Origin of the sequence: Fusobacterium necrogenes (assembly GCF_900450765.1) — a bacterium.
Taxonomy (GTDB): domain Bacteria; phylum Fusobacteriota; class Fusobacteriia; order Fusobacteriales; family Fusobacteriaceae; genus Fusobacterium_A; species Fusobacterium_A necrogenes.
In genome coordinates this window covers 632,499-649,875 of the sequence record NZ_UGGU01000003.1, presented here as the reverse complement: position 1 = coordinate 649,875, position 17,377 = coordinate 632,499, and the positions used below count along the sequence as shown (strand labels likewise).

The 17,377-nt window shown below is 27.7% G+C and carries 16 protein-coding genes; 4 read left to right on the top strand and 12 right to left on the bottom strand.

The window, feature by feature from the left end:
• Window positions 1–9: 9 nt before the first annotated feature.
• The 11 genes from DYA59_RS03375 to DYA59_RS03330 form a co-directional block, all read right to left on the bottom strand.
• A complete protein-coding gene (locus DYA59_RS03375; protein ID WP_115269371.1) occupies window positions 10–801 on the bottom strand; it encodes a hypothetical protein in 792 nt (263 codons plus the stop codon).
• A gap of 12 nt (window positions 802–813) precedes the next feature.
• Window positions 814–2,265: a DNA polymerase III subunit gamma/tau gene (gene dnaX / locus DYA59_RS03370; RefSeq protein ID WP_115269369.1), complete on the bottom strand. Its 1,452-nt coding sequence runs from the start codon at window positions 2,263–2,265 to the stop codon at window positions 814–816.
• A 3-nt stretch (window positions 2,266–2,268) separates the two neighbouring features.
• Complete coding sequence (locus DYA59_RS03365) at window positions 2,269–3,660, bottom strand: sigma-54-dependent transcriptional regulator (protein ID WP_115271460.1); 1,392 nt, start codon at window positions 3,658–3,660, stop codon at window positions 2,269–2,271.
• A gap of 17 nt (window positions 3,661–3,677) precedes the next feature.
• On the bottom strand, window positions 3,678–4,625 hold the full coding sequence (locus tag DYA59_RS03360; protein WP_115269367.1) for an energy transducer TonB: 948 nt from the start codon (window positions 4,623–4,625) through the stop codon (window positions 3,678–3,680).
• Window positions 4,626–4,634: 9 nt separating this feature from the next.
• Window positions 4,635–5,066: an ExbD/TolR family protein gene (locus tag DYA59_RS03355; protein WP_115269365.1), complete on the bottom strand. Its 432-nt coding sequence runs from the start codon at window positions 5,064–5,066 to the stop codon at window positions 4,635–4,637.
• 9 nt (window positions 5,067–5,075) lie between these two features.
• A complete protein-coding gene (locus DYA59_RS03350) occupies window positions 5,076–5,687 on the bottom strand; it encodes a MotA/TolQ/ExbB proton channel family protein (RefSeq protein ID WP_115269362.1) in 612 nt (203 codons plus the stop codon).
• Window positions 5,688–5,716: 29 nt separating this feature from the next.
• Window positions 5,717–6,058 (bottom strand): hypothetical protein, encoded by a 342-nt coding sequence (locus tag DYA59_RS03345; protein WP_115269360.1) that lies wholly within the window; start codon window positions 6,056–6,058, stop codon window positions 5,717–5,719.
• A 3-nt stretch (window positions 6,059–6,061) separates the two neighbouring features.
• Window positions 6,062–8,896, bottom strand: a complete 2,835-nt coding sequence (locus DYA59_RS03340) for a tetratricopeptide repeat protein (protein WP_115269358.1) — start codon at window positions 8,894–8,896, stop codon at window positions 6,062–6,064.
• Between the two features lie 22 nt (window positions 8,897–8,918).
• Window positions 8,919–9,446 (bottom strand): DUF116 domain-containing protein, encoded by a 528-nt coding sequence (locus DYA59_RS03335; protein ID WP_115269356.1) that lies wholly within the window; start codon window positions 9,444–9,446, stop codon window positions 8,919–8,921.
• A gap of 86 nt (window positions 9,447–9,532) precedes the next feature.
• Entirely contained in the window at window positions 9,533–9,661 is a 129-nt protein-coding gene (locus DYA59_RS09595; RefSeq protein ID WP_281268936.1) for a hypothetical protein, read from the bottom strand.
• A gap of 12 nt (window positions 9,662–9,673) precedes the next feature.
• Window positions 9,674–10,837 carry a L,D-transpeptidase family protein gene (locus DYA59_RS03330; RefSeq protein ID WP_115269354.1) on the bottom strand — a complete coding sequence of 388 codons (1,164 nt, stop codon included), beginning with the start codon at window positions 10,835–10,837 and terminating at the stop codon, window positions 9,674–9,676.
• Window positions 10,838–11,042: 205 nt separating this feature from the next.
• On the opposite strand from DYA59_RS03330, the gene DYA59_RS09660 reads away from it, so the two are divergent.
• The 4 genes from DYA59_RS09660 (at window position 11,043) to DYA59_RS03310 (ending at window position 15,060) form a co-directional block, all read left to right on the top strand.
• Window positions 11,043–11,384 carry a rubredoxin gene (locus DYA59_RS09660; protein WP_115269352.1) on the top strand — a complete coding sequence of 114 codons (342 nt, stop codon included), beginning with the start codon at window positions 11,043–11,045 and terminating at the stop codon, window positions 11,382–11,384.
• 263 nt (window positions 11,385–11,647) lie between these two features.
• On the top strand, window positions 11,648–12,148 hold the full coding sequence (locus DYA59_RS09475) for a DUF1850 domain-containing protein (RefSeq protein ID WP_115269350.1): 501 nt from the start codon (window positions 11,648–11,650) through the stop codon (window positions 12,146–12,148).
• Window positions 12,145–14,109 (top strand): TRAP transporter permease, encoded by a 1,965-nt coding sequence (locus DYA59_RS03315; RefSeq protein ID WP_115269348.1) that lies wholly within the window; start codon window positions 12,145–12,147, stop codon window positions 14,107–14,109. Before DYA59_RS09475 ends, DYA59_RS03315 begins: the two co-directional genes overlap by 4 nt.
• A 15-nt stretch (window positions 14,110–14,124) precedes the next feature.
• Window positions 14,125–15,060 carry a TAXI family TRAP transporter solute-binding subunit gene (locus tag DYA59_RS03310; protein WP_115269346.1) on the top strand — a complete coding sequence of 312 codons (936 nt, stop codon included), beginning with the start codon at window positions 14,125–14,127 and terminating at the stop codon, window positions 15,058–15,060.
• A 662-nt stretch (window positions 15,061–15,722) separates the two neighbouring features.
• Here DYA59_RS03310 and DYA59_RS03305 read toward each other — a convergent pair.
• On the bottom strand, window positions 15,723–17,363 hold the full coding sequence (locus DYA59_RS03305; RefSeq protein ID WP_115269344.1) for an AAA family ATPase: 1,641 nt from the start codon (window positions 17,361–17,363) through the stop codon (window positions 15,723–15,725).
• Window positions 17,364–17,377 lie beyond the last annotated feature (14 nt).

Sequence of the window (17,377 nt, the reverse complement as noted above, 5' to 3'; positions counted from 1 at the left end):
ATCCTCCAATTATTTTTTATCTATTTTAAATCCACCCAGAACTCCAACTAAAAAAGTTCCAAACGGAAACATAAATGCTACTATTATAGCTAATATATTCGAAATATTAATTTGCTTTATTAAACTCATAAAATATGAATATAAAGTCTTTATTCCAAAAAATAGAAAAATAGTTTCTCCTATCTGTAAGAAATTACTTATATAAAAATTATCTATCTTCAATAAATAAATGAAAAAGAAACTAATCACATATATAAGTAACCATTCAAATGATATTGTCCATTCATTATAGTCTTTAATATCTAATGAAACATATACTAAAAATACAGAAAGTATTGAATAGACAAAAATATAATAAAGAAAATTTTCCTTTATCATAGAAAATATCTCCATACTTTCTAATCTTGTAATTTGAAACTGTTGTTCATACACCTTCATCAAAAGTTCAATATTATTATTTATTTCTTCTCTTAATAAAAATAGTACAAAAGCCATAATAACAGTAGTAATAATTGATATAATTACTATTCTGTCAAACTTTTTTATATTATTTCTTATATTATTAAAATAATTATATAAAAATTCAATCACCATAAAAAAACCTACATAGAAAAAAAGTAACCATGGGTTTATAATAGCTATTAAAAAAATAATTATTATATTAATAATTACTTTTTCTTTTGTAGTAAATCTTTTCATTTTCTTTATCTTATAAATAGGAAGAGTGAAACTCAACACTGGTATAAGAAGCGAAAGGAAGAAAAGAAGAATGATTGATAAAACACTACTTATTAAAAACATCTACCCTCCATATTATACCATAATTTCTCCACCAAAGAAATCAACTATTTTTTTTGTAAAATCTCTACTATCTTTTTCTGTTTCTTTTTTCTTTCCAATAATGACATATTTTAATTTCAATTCAGAATCCAAAATTTTTTTCACAACATCTGTAAAGACATCATTATAAAGTTTATTCTCCATCTGTTCCTTACAAAAAACACTATCTGGATCAAAGCCTATATATAATGTATCTTCATCCAACTTATAAGGCTTAGCTGTAATTAAGAAAGCTCCTAATGTTATTTTTTCTCTTTTTGCCTCTTTTAATATATCACTCCATTTTCCAGATATATATTCTAAAGTAAGTGTCTTTATTTTTTCTTTCTTATTTTTAAAACTTTCAGATAAATCGAGAATAGTTTCATCTTTTGGATTTTTTTCTGTCATTATGAATTTTTCTTTCATAGTTCTTTTTAATAGAGTATCTACTATTACATACCCTACTAACCTTTTATCTTCTTCATATTTAAATTTTCCTAATGAATCAAATATACAACCTATAATTGTGAGGCCTAAATCTATTTCCAAATCCCCTTTACTTATAAGAGTTTTACAATATTTAGCAAAATCTTTAAAAAATAATTCTATTTCAGTAGAGTTATTCCAAAAATCATCTAAAATTTCTATAAGTTTACTGTAATTTCTTTTTTTTATTTCGTCAAGAAATAATTCCATTTTTGTAGCTGGAGTCATCCCCAATATTATTTCTATTTTCTCAAGAGTAATTTTTTCATTTAAATAAGTTATTGCTACTCTTTCTAAAATAGAAATAGCATCTCTTAAACTTCCACCAGAATTCTCATAAATTACTTCCAATGCATCATCAGATATTTCTATCTCCTCTTCTCTACTTATATAGTTCAATTGTTTTTTCATTTCATTTAGAGATAAAGCTTTAAAATCATATCTTTGACATCTTGAAATGATAGTAGGCAATATTTTATCTGCTTCTGTGGTTGCTAATATAAAAATAACATGTTCAGGTGGTTCTTCTAATGTTTTTAAAAGAGCATTAAAAGCTTCTTTTGTAAGCATATGAACTTCATCTATTATATATATTTTTTTTCTTCCTTTTGTAGGTTGGTAATTTATTTTTTCTTTTAATTGCCTAATTTCATCTATTCCTCTATTTGATGCAGCATCTATTTCCATCATGTCTAAAAATGTTCCATTATTTATAGCCATACAATTTTCGCATTTATTACAAGGTTCATCAGTAATCCCATTTTCTAAGCAATTCACTCCTTTGACCATTAATCTAGCCAAAGTAGTCTTTCCAACTCCTCTAGGTCCTGTAAAAAGATAAGCATGAGAAGTCCTTCCATTTCTCAAAGAATTTTTTAAAGTTTTTACTATCTCTTCTTGTCCAACCACATCTTTAAAATCTTTAGGTCTATATTTCCTATACAATGTTATATACATATTTTACTCCAAATTATAATTACTCATTTTAGTTCTTAAAGTATTTCTAGTTATTCCTAATATTTCTGCAGTTTCTACTTTTTTACCATTAGTCACTTCAAGAACTTGACGAATTAACTCTTTTTCCACTTTAGAAATTATATTTCCATAATAATCTCCTTGATTATTATTTTTATACTCAGCTATTTCAGCTTTTATCCATTCCTTTAAATCATAGCTTTGTCCTTCACCTTTTTTCTTAGTTATTTTTGTTCCTAAGACATTATTAGGTAGATCTTCTATTAGAATAGAGGTTCCTCTACACAAAGCTACAGCTGATTTTATAGCATTTTTTAGTTCATTTACATTTCCTGGCCAGTCATATCTTAGCATTTTTTTTAATGCTGGTTTACTTATACCTTTAACATTTTTATGAAGTTCGGTATTGCACTCTAAAAGATAGTGATCTACTATGAGTGGGATATCATCCTTTCTATCTCTAAGAGGTGGAATATTAACCTCTAAAACCCTTAATTTCCTATATAATTCATCTATAAATTTTCCTTGGTTAATAAGCTCCTCTAAATTTTCACAAGTAGTAGCAACAACTCTTACATCTATCTTTATAGGTTCTGCTCCTCCCATTCTGAAAAACTCTCCCTCTTCTAAGAAATACAATACTTTTGATTGTAAATCTAAACTTAAAGATTCAATATTTCCTAAATGCAATGTTCCCCCATTAGCTTTTTCTAGTTCTCCTATCTGTGGAAAAACAGCTCCTTTAAAAGCTCCTTTTTCATAACCAAACATTTTTCTTTCTAATAATTCATTTTGAAAAGAAGTACAATTAATGCTCAAAAGAGGCTTATTTGACCAATCACTAAATTGATGTATAGCTTTAGCAACACTTGTTTTTCCTGTTCCTTTCTCTCCAACGACTAAAACAGGAACTCTACTCGTTGCAACCTTCCCTATCATTTTATATAACTCAACTATCTCTTTAGTTTGACCAATTAATTTATCTCCTGAACTTTTATGTTTATCTATTCTTTCAGCTAAAAGCTTATAATCTTTTACAGATTTTTCAATAATTTTAATTATATTAGACATTTCTACTGGTTTTAAAATATAGTCATAAGCTCCAGCTTTTACACTTCCTGCCACAACTTTCAAATTAGAAGTTTCTCCTAAAACAATTATAACTCCTTTTTTTTGGTATTCTCCTACCTTTTTTATAAGATTAATTAGAGCTTCCTCTTGAAGATTTTTCTCTTCGATTATTATAGCCTCATATTTTTTATTTTTTAAGCAATCAATAAAATCAGTTATATTATCAGCAAAAGTCAACTCATTTTCATAGTTATTTTCTAACTCCTCTTTCAAACTTTTTTCTAGTCTAAATCCCAAAAGAACCAATTTTTTCACCTCTTTAATCAATTTACTTTTCCCTTCAATGTAAAATTATATTCCAATATTACACTTCCCCTTACACTCAATCCATTCTTGCTTAAATAAATTTTCCAAGTTCTAGCTACCTCTTCTATCGCATTATTTATCTCAGGGACACCACTTCCACGCTCTAATCTAACTTCTTTTATATTTCCATTTTCATCTACATTCATTCTTATTTTTACACTTCCATGTAACCCTTTTAATTGAGCTGTTTCAGGATATATTGGCTCTTTATTTGTATTATCCCATTTAGCTACTATATCTCCATCTTCTGTTCCTAATTTATAACCACTCGGTAAGCCTTCCACATCTCCAGAAATTTTTAAAATTCTATCAAACGAAGAATCATTTCCTATCTCAGAATTAAAAGTTATTCTTTCTTCATCCTTTAGATCCAAAACCTCATTTTCCCCTAATATAATTTCTTTAGTTAAAGATATATTTTCATTAATCTCTACATCAGAAAGCATTCCTGTTTTTATCTCTTTTTTAGGTACTTCTAAATTTTGTATCTGTCTGTATTCATTTTTAAAATATGGAGTTGTTAAAATTTCTGCTTGTGGTATAGATAGATTACTATTTATATTGTTTAAAGCTTCCATATCTATCTCATTTTTTATTTTTTTCCCAGTTAGTTTTTTCTCAATTAAATTTTTATTTTCAACAGGTTTCTCTTCTTTTTTCTCTTCCTTTGGTTTCTCTTGTTTAATTAGTTTTTTCTTCACTATTTCTTGAGTTGTTTTTTTCTGAAAAGTATTATTATTTTTCTCTCCATCTAATTTAGTTCTATTTTTATTTTCATAGGCTACTAATCCTACTTTTATTTTTTTATTTTCAACTACATTAGTTGAAAGAGCTGGTATTAAAAAAAGAATAATTACATTTATTACTATTGAAAGCAGTAAACTTATCCCATCATCTTTTTTCATAGGCTCCTCCTAGTTCTTGCTAGCTGTATCTATATCTAACGAAGTAGCTCCAGCCTCTTTAGATATACTCATTATTTCAACAATATAACCATAGTCCAGTTTTTTATCTGCACTTATGATTACATTTTTCTCTGGACTCTCTTTTAATCTCTTCTCTAATTCGTCTTTAAGATTTCCCTTATCCACAACTACTTGCTCATTTTTCCCTGCTACTTTATAATTAAGTAACATTTTTTTATCTTTATCCACTAATATTTGTATCTCTTTTACCTCAGATATCTCTCTTATAGCAGATTGAGGTAACTCTATTTTGATACCACCTTTTATATCTTCAAAAGTAGTAGCAACTAAAAAAAAGATCAATAAAAGAAATACTACGTCTACTAGTGGAGTAAGCTCTAGTAATCCCTCTCCTCTTTTTTTTCTTCTATCTAATTTCATAATTTTCTCCTACTTTCTAAATATATTGATAAGTTCTGTTGATGAAAATTCTATATCCGATATAATCATATCAATTTTTTTATTAAAATAATTATAAAATATCAGAGCTGGAATAGCAACAAATAGTCCTCCAGCTGTTGTAAATAAGGCCTCTGAAATACCTTTTGCTAAAACAGAAGCATCTCCTGTTCCATAAATAGCTACAGCTTGAAAAGCTTTTATCATTCCTGTAACTGTTCCTAAAAGTCCAATAAATGGAGTCAAATGAGCTACTAAGGAAATTAACCACATATTCTTTTCAAGTTGTGTTATCTCCAATAATGCTCTTTCTTTTCCTTTCTCTTCCAATTTTTCTACAGTTGAGTTAGGATTTTGGTAATAGTCAACAAGTATAGCAAATAATACTCTTGATACTGCTGATCTTTCCACCTTTAATTTTTTTAATACTTCTATTACCTCTCCACTTTCTATGACTTTTTTTAATTCTTTTCCTAAAGATTTTCTAGCTTCAACTTCTGTTTTTTTAAAAAAAATAAATCTCTCAATTACGGCTCCCAAACCTATTATAGACATGACAAGTATCACATACATAAGTATTCCACCATTTGTTAAATAGTACATTTGTCCTCCTAATTTTTCATAATTTTATTTTATAAAGCTATTATTAATGCTATTACTCCTATCCCACCTAATATATATTTCCAGATAGATTTTTCCTCTACTCCTTGAGATAATTCATCTTCTAAAGCTGATTTTTCTTGTACAACTTTAATTTTTTGAGTTTGATTTTGATAGTTATCATTAGTTACTTCAATAGCTCCTGAATTTATATTTTGTTCTTTTAATATAACTTCTTCTGTTGGTATCTCCCTAATTTCTAACTGTTCTTTATTTATTCCCTGTATCTCTTTATCAAGAGCTGTTACATCTTCACCAGCTCCTAATACACATATAGCTGACAATAAAAATAGCATAGTAAATAATTTTTTCATACTTTATTCCTCCTCATTAAAAAATTGATTATACTTTTCTGATGATTTTTTATCCAATGCTTTAAGCTCTTCATAATATTTTTTTGCTTCTATCTTATTACCATTTTTTAGTGTATAAAAGATCATTTTTTCCAACACAAAGTTTCTATATTCAAATTTTGGTATTGAATAAAGCTCTTTATAAAGATTATAAGCATCTTTATTTTTTTCTAATTTTTCATTAAGTTGTGCTGCTTTTAGTTTAGAAAGATTACTATATTCACCTTTATAAAGTACATATCCTCTAGTATAACCTCTCAATGCATCTTCATTTTTTCCTTCTAACTCATCTATATTAGAAATTTGATAAAGAACATAATCTTTATATGGAGTACTCTCTAAATTTTGTACACTAAAATAATATTCTCTAGATTTTTTATAATCTTTGCTATTAAAATAATAGTTTCCTAAATTAACTCCAGCAAAATCTTTATATTTAGTACCAGCAAAAAGAATCTCATACTCTTTCAAAGCTTCCTGTTTTTTCCCTTGCTTTTCATAAAGTTGCGAGTTATAATAACTCTTTATTTCTGGATTTTTTATTTCTGAAATATATTCAACAACTTTTTCCAATTTATTAGTAGCTATTTGAATATCTAATATTTTTCTAATTGTTTCCTCTTTAACTGCTTCATCCTTCGAAGTTTTATAAAGCTTTTCATAAGTTGTAAGCGAATTTTCTTTATCCCCTTTTCTTTCATATAATTGACCAGCTAGTAAATAGACATTTTCTTTCATTTCAGAATTTGGATATCTTTTTAAAAACTCTTCCTTTCCTATTTCAAATTCATCATATTTTTTTAAGCTAATAAGCGAGTTAAGATACCAATAGTAAGCATTCTCTCCATATTTACTTTTTGGGTATTTAGAGAATATATCCCTATATCTTAATAATGCCTCTTCATACTTCCCTTCTGTATAACACAAATCTGCTAACTGAAAACTTGCATATTCAGTATAATCGGGAAGTTTTTGAAGCTCAGTATAATACATTTTACTTTTCTCAAAATTATCTATCCTAAAATAACTAATTGCTGTTTTATCTAATACTTCTGCTCTATTTTCTCCACTCGGATATTGTATCAAATACTCTTCTCCTGCCTTTACAGCCTCATCATACTTTTGCCACAAAAAGAAATTTCTCAATTTATTAAACTTTATTTTTTCTAACATTATATTTTCAATAGTTTCATCTTTTTCCACACTTAAAAAATAAGAGTTAGCCTCCTCATACTTACCCATTCCCATAGCTGCTATTCCTCTTAAATATGTAGAATTAGATGAATTATCTGCTATATTTAGATAATTCATCATTTCACGATAATTTTGTTGTACTAATAATACAGTTATAAGATTATCTAAAATATCAAAATCTCTCCTACTATTTAAATATTCTTTGTATATTTTAACACTTTCATCTAACATTCCATTTTTATAATATATTTCTCCCATAGAAAGATAAATATTTTTTCTATATTTTTCATCTTGAGGAAATTTTTTATTATATTCATCAAATCCTAATTTAATACTTTCTAAATTGTTTAATTTATTATCTATTACAATTATTCTATATAAGTTTTCAAGGTTAATTTTTTCTTCATAATTCATCCTATAATATTGCTTAGAAAGTTCATATTCTCCTAATTCATAAGCTGAATTAGCTATAATTGTATTTATGCTTTCTATATCTTTAGAATTTATAGAATATTTTTTTACAATCTCTTTATTAGCTAAAATATTTTTATAGTCACCTAATTTATAATCAATAGCAAATAAATAATAAATAGCTTGACTATAGTAGGAACTACTTTTAAGACTTTCAAAATAAGTTTTAGCTTCCTTTAGTCTATCAAGTTTGTATAAAGAAAATCCATAACTATATAATAATTTAGGATTATTTAAATCACTAACTTGAGCATAACACTCAATAGCTTTTTCATACTCTCCTTTTGCTGCATAAGAGTCCCCAAGTATTCTAATTCCTTCATTATAATCTAAAGTATTTTTTAATTGCTCTAGTCTATATTTAGCCTTATCTATCTCACCTTTATTACTATATATTTCTATCAAATTAAGATTTGCTTTTCTTCCATAACTATTTCCTATATCTTGAGCGCTTTTTTCAAAGTATAATACAGCTAAATCTGATCTATCTAATTTATAATAAGATGAGCCTAATAAATAATTCATAAAGATGAGCTTTTTGGCTCCATTAAGTTTTGAATATTGATCAAGATAAGCTATACTTCTATTATAATCTCCCTTATTGTAGGATAACAAAGAAATATTTAAAATTGCATCATTATAATATTTTCCATTTAAAGATATTAAAGTTTGAAACTTTTCCTCTGCATACGTATAATTCTCTTTAGCTAAATATGTAGTACCTATATCATATATAGTTTTTTCATAATACTCATCTTTTTTAGATATTAGATTTAAATAATCTTCACTTGTCTTTTTATCTTCAATGCCTGCATAAGCCACTGCTAAATAATGTCTTACCTCATTTTTTTCTTTATCTTTCAACTCATTATTTATTGATAAAATTTTAAAATATTTTATTGCATTAGGATAATCTCCCATTAAAAAATAAACTTTAGCTATTCTATCCTGAACATTTTTAGTATATTTAGAAGTGGGATATTTATCTAAAAAACTTTTAGATTCTACTATTGCCATATCAAATTTTTTTTGTTTATATAACTCATCCACAAAGGCTAAATCTTCTTTTTCAGAAGCTAAAAGATTCATTCCTACTGTAAATATAAGAGCTATTAAAAAATATTTCTTTCTCAAGTTCTACCTCCTATCTATAAAATCAAAATACTTCTTTTAAAAACTCCCTTACTTTTTTTATTGATACAGTTGTATTTATACATGGTTCATCTTTAATTTCATTAAAAACTCCATAAACATTTACTGGATAAGAATCATGTATTCCAGCTATCAAATCTCTTTTACAAGCTATCGCCATTACTAAATCTGGTCTAATATCCTTTATATGTTTTCTAGCAAGAGTTCCTCCAGTAGCAACCTTTATATCCACAGGAAATTCTAACTGAATTTTTAAAAAATCACCTATTACACATTGCCCACATTTTTTACAATTCTCTATACTTGATGTAATTTTTAATGGACAACTATATTTTTGTAAACAGTGAGGTAAAAGTATTAGAACTTTCTCTATCTTCTTTTGTTTTATATCTTTGAAAACTCTTTTGTTATTATAATTTAAAAATTTAGTAGCTATGCTATTTTCTTCTTTTTGTTTTTTCTTTCTTTCAGATAATAAAAACATAAGATAATATGTTTCATAAATTATCTTTGTAAAAAAATTATCCTTCATTATTTTATCCCGTTGCCTTTTCTGTCATTTAAATAATTATATCATAACATACGATTAATTTTCTACCATAAAATGGTTTTTTTTTGTTATTTTATCTCTTCTAATATATACTGTGGTTCACTCTCAACTATTTTTATTTTTTTAAAATTTTTATCAGTTGAACTACAAGCTACAAATATGCTAAATAGTATAAAAATAAAAAATATTTTCTTCAATTTTACACCTCTTTAAAATATTACAAACATTACATTCTCAGTTGGTCTTTGCTCATTACTTTTATTATTTGGCTTATCTATTATCCAATTGAATAGAAAATTCGCATGTTCTTCTGTCGTTCTTACACATTTTCTTGTTCCAGTAAAAGTTCCTAATGTTTTTTCTTTTTGTTTCATAAAAAATTCTTTATTTATCTCCTCATCATAATTAATTGGTGTCCCATGTAAATAACCACCACCAGAAAACCTAATAGCATATCTTGCATATCCTTCTCTTTCTCCAACTTCACTATTATACGGCATAATATATTTTACCATAGGTACTACAAAAAAACCTCTTGGAGTTTCAAAACCTAACTTACTCTCTATACCTGTTTTACTATATACATATGATATTACTTCCCAAATTTTATCTGAATTTTTTTCAAAAACCATCATATTCTGATTTGAAATATCTATAGCTATTACTTTTGAAAATTCATCTTGTATTTTAGGATTTCTTGAGATGGAAGAATTAGAAAGAATAAGTTCTTCTGGAATACTAGCTACTTTGACTTTAGAAGTTGTTTTTCCTTTTTCGATTACAGAAAGTATTGATCTATCTGGAATATATATATCCTCTCCATTAATAGCAGACTTTCCAATACTACTTTGATCCAAACTAGTTCCATATTTGTCCTTTTCTCTTTTAAAATTTTGATTATCAGGATTTGGAATATATGAATTTGTACTTGCTAATTCTCTTCCTAGCCCCTTTTGTTGAACTAAAAATTCTTCCAACTCCATAATTTTATCTAAAGCCTTTTGAAATCTAAACATTCTTTTTCTAACCACATTAGCTGAAATATATCCTTTATTTCCATTTATATCCTCTACATAAAACCAAATATTTCCATAATTTGAAACTTTTTTTATGGCTTTTAATTTAGTATCATACGGATATTTTTTTATTACATTTCCTTCTATGCTAGGCAAATCTCTCATATTAGCTGTTCTTGCTCTAACAAAAACATAATCTACAACATCTGGCACTTCTAAATATTTTTTATTTATCACTATATTTTCTGGTATTTTATTATCATATATTGCCATAGTCGACCATTCTTGCTGTCCTGAGAAAGCTAAAACCACACTTCCTATAACTACTTGCATTGCTATCAATTTAAAAATCTTCATTTTCTCTCCTATCATAACTATATTCTTCTTTAGTATAATTGTAACATCAAATTTCTGAGTATTCAAGTAAAAATAATATAAAATAAAATAACCATATGAATTATAGTTATACATAAAAACTTAAAAAGCAGTATAAATTTCATAAGAAAAGGTGTATAATAAAATTAGTTAAGCGAAATACTTTTGAGGACGGAGGTTTAATAAAATGAAAAAATATGTATGTGAGATTTGTGGTTATGTTTATGACCCTACTATTGGTGATGTTGAACATGGTATCCCTGCTGGTACTCCTTTTGCTGAATTACCTGAAGATTGGATTTGCCCACCTTGTAAAGTTTCTAAAAACCATTTCTCTGAGTTAATAGAACACAATACAACTTGTAAAGATTTATATATTTGTGAAGTTTGTGGTTATGTTTACGATCCTACTATTGGTGATGTTGAACATGGTATCCCTGCTGGTACTCCTTTTGTTGAATTACCTGAAGATTGGGTTTGTCCACCTTGTAAAGTCTCTAAAAACCATTTTTCAAAAATAAAACTATAATTAATTCTATATAAAATATAAAAAAAGAGTCCCTACTTACTATTTTTAAGTAGGACTCTTTTTTATAATCTTCAAACTTAAAGTAAAAAATCTTCCCTGAATATTGCTTTTATCTTGCTCAACTTTTACAAATCTCTCTATTTAAAATATTCCTTTATTTTATATATTTTTTAAAAAAATATTGACATCTCTTCTAAAAAATGGTATTATTCAAGCAAATAAAAGATATATAAAATATATTATATTTAATGGAGTGATTTATTTTGTTAATAAAAAGAAAAAGTTTTATATATTTATCTTTTTTCTCTTTACTTGTTATTATATTATTTTTATTTTTTCATCTTAAAACTATCTATTTTCTAGAAATAAATGACCTAACCAATAAAAAAATATATAGTTATAAATTGGACAACGAATATTTTTCACTTGGCTATACACACTCTGTAATGAAAACCGAAATCGAAGAATTTTTCAAAGTAGAAAATGAAAACATAAAACTTGTAAAGACAGAATATAGTTCTTTTGGTGTTGGTTTACCATTTCTTCCTGAAGAAGGAAAGTTAGAGATAAAAAATGATAAAATGATTTTAAATATAAATAGAAATTTTAAAAATATCAATATGGCTATATTTCCTATTGCAAAACACTATCTTAGGTTAAATAATAAAAAATATAGATTATCTGAAGACATACTTGGAGATAAACCTACAAAAATATCAATAACTATTAAAAAAAAATATAGATTAAAAGGGGGAGAATTATGAAAAATACCGATGTTGTAAGAAATAATATCAATGATGTTGATGAGCTACTAGCAAAATATGATAAAGGTTCTAGATTCAGAATTTTATCAGGATTTCAAGGAAAAATAATCTGGATCCTATTATTTTGTTTCACATTATTCCAATTATACTATGCTATTAGAGGGGGAATTGATGCTCAAATTGCTCGTTCTATTCATTTAGCTTTTGGATTGAGTGCTGTATTCTTTCTTTACCCTACACACTCTAAAATGGATAAATATACTATCCATCCTTTAGACTGTATACTTGGACTTTTAGCTGGAGTTTGTTGCCTATATGTAGTAATATTTTTTAAAGATATTGTAATGAGACAAGGTCTCATAAACGCAATGGATATGATAGTTGGTGGAATTGCAATTCTTTTAGTCTTAGAAGCCGCTAGAAGAGTTATAGGTCTACCAATGGTTATAATCTCTATTGCTTTTATAATCTATGCTCTAATTGGTAGAAGTATTCCAGGAGCTTTAGGGCATAGAGGTGTAAGTCTTTCTGGATTAGTACAACATCTTTTTTATACAACAGAAGGAATTATGGGACTACCTATTCAAGTCTCTTCCACTTTTATCTTCATGTTCTTACTTTTTGGAGCATATTTAGAAAAAACAGGAATGGGAGAATTTTTTATAGATTTAGCTAATTCTATATCTGGAAGTTCTCCAGGTGGTCCAGCTAAAGTAGCTGTCATTTCTAGTGCTTGTATGGGAACACTTTCTGGAAGTTCAGTAGCAAATGTGGTTGGAACTGGAAGTTTCACTATTCCTATGATGAAAAGGTTAGGATATAAAGGCGAATTTGCTGGAGCCGTTGAAGCTACTGCTTCTACAGGTGGACAACTTATGCCCCCTATAATGGGAGCCGCTGCTTTTTTACTTGCTGAAATTACAGGAACACCTTATTCAAAAGTAATATTAGCTGCTGCTATTCCAGCTATTTTATATTATCTAGGTGTATTTATAGGGGTACATTTTGAAGCTAAAAAATTAGGACTTAGAGGTTTACCTAAAAAAGATATCCCAAAATTTAGTGATGTTATGAAAGCTAGAGGGCAGTTAATAATTCCTATTTTCGCTGTAATTGGATTATTAAGTAGTGGTTGGTCTCCTATCTATGCTGCACTCGGAGCTGTTGCTTCAACTATAATATGCGCAGCCATAAAAAAAGAAACTAGACTCTCTATAAAGGATTTATTAGAAGGAATGGTCCAAGGTGCTAAAAGTGCACTTACTGTTATTGCAGCATGTGCTTGTGCTGGAATTATAACAGGTGTAGTTACTAAAACTGGATTAGGCTTAAAAGTAGGATCTATTTTGGTTGGAGTTGCTAATGGAAACCTAATGTTAACTTTATTATTTACTATGATTACATCATTAGTTCTAGGTATTGGAGTTCCTACTACAGCTAATTATGTTATAACTTCTACCATTGCTGCTCCAGCTATACTACTTATTCATGACGCAACTGGGGCTTCAGTAGTACCTGTATTAGCTGCTCATCTATTCGTTTTCTACTTCGGTATAATAGCTGACGTTACTCCACCTGTTTGTCTTGCTGCTGTTGCTGCCGCTGGAGTTGCCAAATCAGAACCTATGAAAACTGGATTACAAGCAACTAGATTAGCTATCGGAGCTTTTTTAATACCATATATGTTTGTCCTAAGTCCAGAATTGATTATGATTAATCCAGGAATAACAGTTGTTCCTAAGATTATCACAGCTATTATTGGTATAACTTGTGTTTCTGTTGGATTGACTGGATATTTCAAAACTGAGATGAATATGTTAGAGAGAATTTTTTTAGTAATCGCTGGTATTCTAACTCTAGACCCTGGTTTTGTAACTGACATATTAGGAATTGTAATTATTGTAGTAGTCTTTGTTTATCAAACTAAAAAATCAAAAGTATATAGTGTGTGTAATTTATAGTAGGAGGGATTTATTATGAAAAAAGTATTAGCTTTATTAACATTAGCCATTGGATTAGGAGCTTGTAGTGGAGAGCAAACTACTTATATAAATATTGGTACTGGAGGAACTGCTGGAACTTATTATCCACTAGGAGGGGCTTTTGCTGAAATATGGAACTCTAATATTAAAGGTGTAAATGCTACTGCTGAATCTACTGGAGCTTCTGTTGCTAATGTAAATATGTTAGAAAAAGGTGATATAGACGTTGCTATTATTCAAAATGATGTTGCTTCTTATGCTGAAAATGGTGTAGAACTATTTGATAGAAAGATAGAGACAATAAGAGGAATGGCTACTCTTTATAGTGAACCTATCCAATGTATCACTACTGACAGTAGTATTAATTCAATAGAAGATCTAAAAGGTAAAAAAGTTGCTATTGGAGCTATTGGAAGTGGAGTCTACTGTAATGCTGTACAAATTTTAGAGGCTGCTGGAATAGGAGAAAAAGACTATAAACCTCAGTACCTATCTTTTGCTGAAGCAGCAACTGGTCTAAGAGATAGACAAATAGATGCAGCTTTTCTAGTTGCTGGAGTCCCTACATCAGCAATTGTTGATCTAGCTACTCAAAGAAATGTAAAAGTTGTTAATATTGATAAAGAATTAGCTACTAAACTAAAAAATAAATACTCTTACTATACTGATTATACAATTAAAGGTGGTACTTATAGCACTCAAAAAGAGGACGCTCAAACATTAACAGTTCAATCTATGTTAGTAGTAAGTTCAAAATTATCTGAAGATATGGTATACAATATGCTAAAATCAATGTATGCTAATACTGATAGAATAAAAACTGCTCATAAAGTTGGAGAATTTATTAAAGAAGATACAGGGTTAGAAGGAATGAGTATAAAATTGCATCCAGGAGCTGAAAAATATTTCTCTGAAAAAGGTATAAAATAATAATAAAAGGGGCTGTTGCAAATTAATGAGATTGAAAACCATTAATTTGCAACAGCTCCAACTTTTTACAGCCAACTATATTTTTTACGAGTTAGAAAAATACTAAATTCTGAGAGGTTAAATTTGAATTCTACTATCTATTAAAGAAAATTTAACATCAATCTATACTATCCTTAAAAATTATCTCAATAAAAGTCTTTCTAAGCTATCAAAGATATCTCTACCACTCTTTCTCAATATTTCTCTCATTTAAGTTCTCTCTCAAATACTCATGCTGATTAAATAAGTCTGAAATTAAAGATTTTTTTACTCCTCTAACTCTGCTACTGTATAGAGTAGATAATCTCTAATCTAAAACTTTTGCTAAAAAGAAAAAGGCTGGTATAGTTGCAGCTATACCAGCGATGAACATACTAAGTCTTCCATTCTTCTTAGTAATTAGATTATAACAAAACTAACTAGAAATTTCAAGAATTTTTTGTTATAATATCTCTAGCCCACTAAGAAAGGGTATCAACACCTTATATCCTACGAGGGTCTTTTTTATATATTTTATAGGGTTTTTAATTTTTTATGGCCAATTTGCGGCCAACTATATTTTTTTCAAGCTAGAAAAATACTTAACTCTGAGAGATTAAATTTTAATTCTAGTATCTATTTTTTTAGTCTACATATTTAAACTCTACTCTTTTTCCTTCAAAAACTATTGCAATTTTTACTATATCCTTTATTCCATTTTTTTCTAAATCTGCTTCATAATAAGTTTCTATCAGTTGCTTTTTAGCTTCCTCTAACTTTTTCTCTATGCTTTCTCCCTTTTTTACAGCTTTTAACTCCATAATGTATCCTGTCTTAGTCTTATTCAAAGGTCTTAATACAATATCAGGTCTACCATATCCACTCTCTTGGTTAGAATTTACTATGTAATCACTTCTCATACTTGTGAAAAATCCTAGTAAGAACATATGATAAGGATTCTCGTATGGAGAACTGATATCATAGGAGCTAAGATATTGAGCTATAAGTTTACTAAAAGCTTTTTCAAATCCTTTTAAATCCCTATCTATTAAAGAAAATTTAACATCATCAATATCTATACTATCCTTAAAAATTATCTCAATAAAGGTATTATGAAAGAAAGAGATAATCTCTTTATTAGGTATTCTAATTGTAAAAACATTATCAGCTATCTCTTTTTTTATTGTCAAATAACCAGAATACAACATTAACGAAAAAATCTCATTAGCATTTAAATTACTATGTACCTCTACATTTGGATTTATTCTTACTCTTATCTCCTCTTGATTAAATAATTTTTCTAAGCTATCAAAGATATCTCTACCACTCTTTCTCAATATCTCTCTAATCAGATAGTTAGATGAGGTGTTTACCCAAAATGGTTTTAATTCCTTTGTTCTTACAAAATGTAAAATACTCCAAGGATTATATACCTGTACTTTCCCAAAAGTATATCCATTATACCACTCTTTAACATTATCAATCTTATACTCTATTTCGTAGTACTTTAGCATATTTTCAACTTCAGCTTCTAAAAGTCCAAAATATTGACTATATTCATTTTCTAAAATTGTATTGGAATAAAAATTATTCAAGTCTGAAAATATCCCAGCTTGAGCCACTCTAATTATTCCAGTAAGTACTCCCATCTGTAAATTAACATTAGATTTTAAGGCTCCACCATAGAAAGTTTTAAAAAATTGTAGAGCCTCATTGTAGTACCCAAACTCATGGGCAGTAAGCAATGGTGTATCATACTCATCTATCAAAAGAATTACTTTTTGTTTGTAATAGTTATTTAAGCACTCTATTAAAAATTTTAGAGAGTTGCTATAATCTTCATCTTTTCTCTTCCATAGATTGTCAAAAATCTCAATATCTCTCTCATTTAAGTTCTCTCTTAAATACTCATACTGATTAAATAAGTCTGAAATTAAAGTTTTTATTTGAGTATACATGCTCTCAATATTATTTCCTTTAATCTCCTTGAGAGTGAGAAATATAACTGGATATTTTCCTTGTTCCTCTATCATTGGAGAATTTTCTATATATAGCCCATCAAAAAGTTTTCTATTCTCCTCTTTCTCTCTTATATCAAAAAAATATTTCATCATAGACATATTGAGAGTTTTTCCAAATCTTCTAGGACGACAAAAAAGCTTTACAATAGCTCCATCAGCTATAATATCCTCTATTAGTTTAGATTTATCTACAAAATAGTAATTTTTTTCAATTACACTTTTAAAATCATCTATTCCTATACCTATCTTCTTTTTGTCAAACATACTCTCACCTCTCA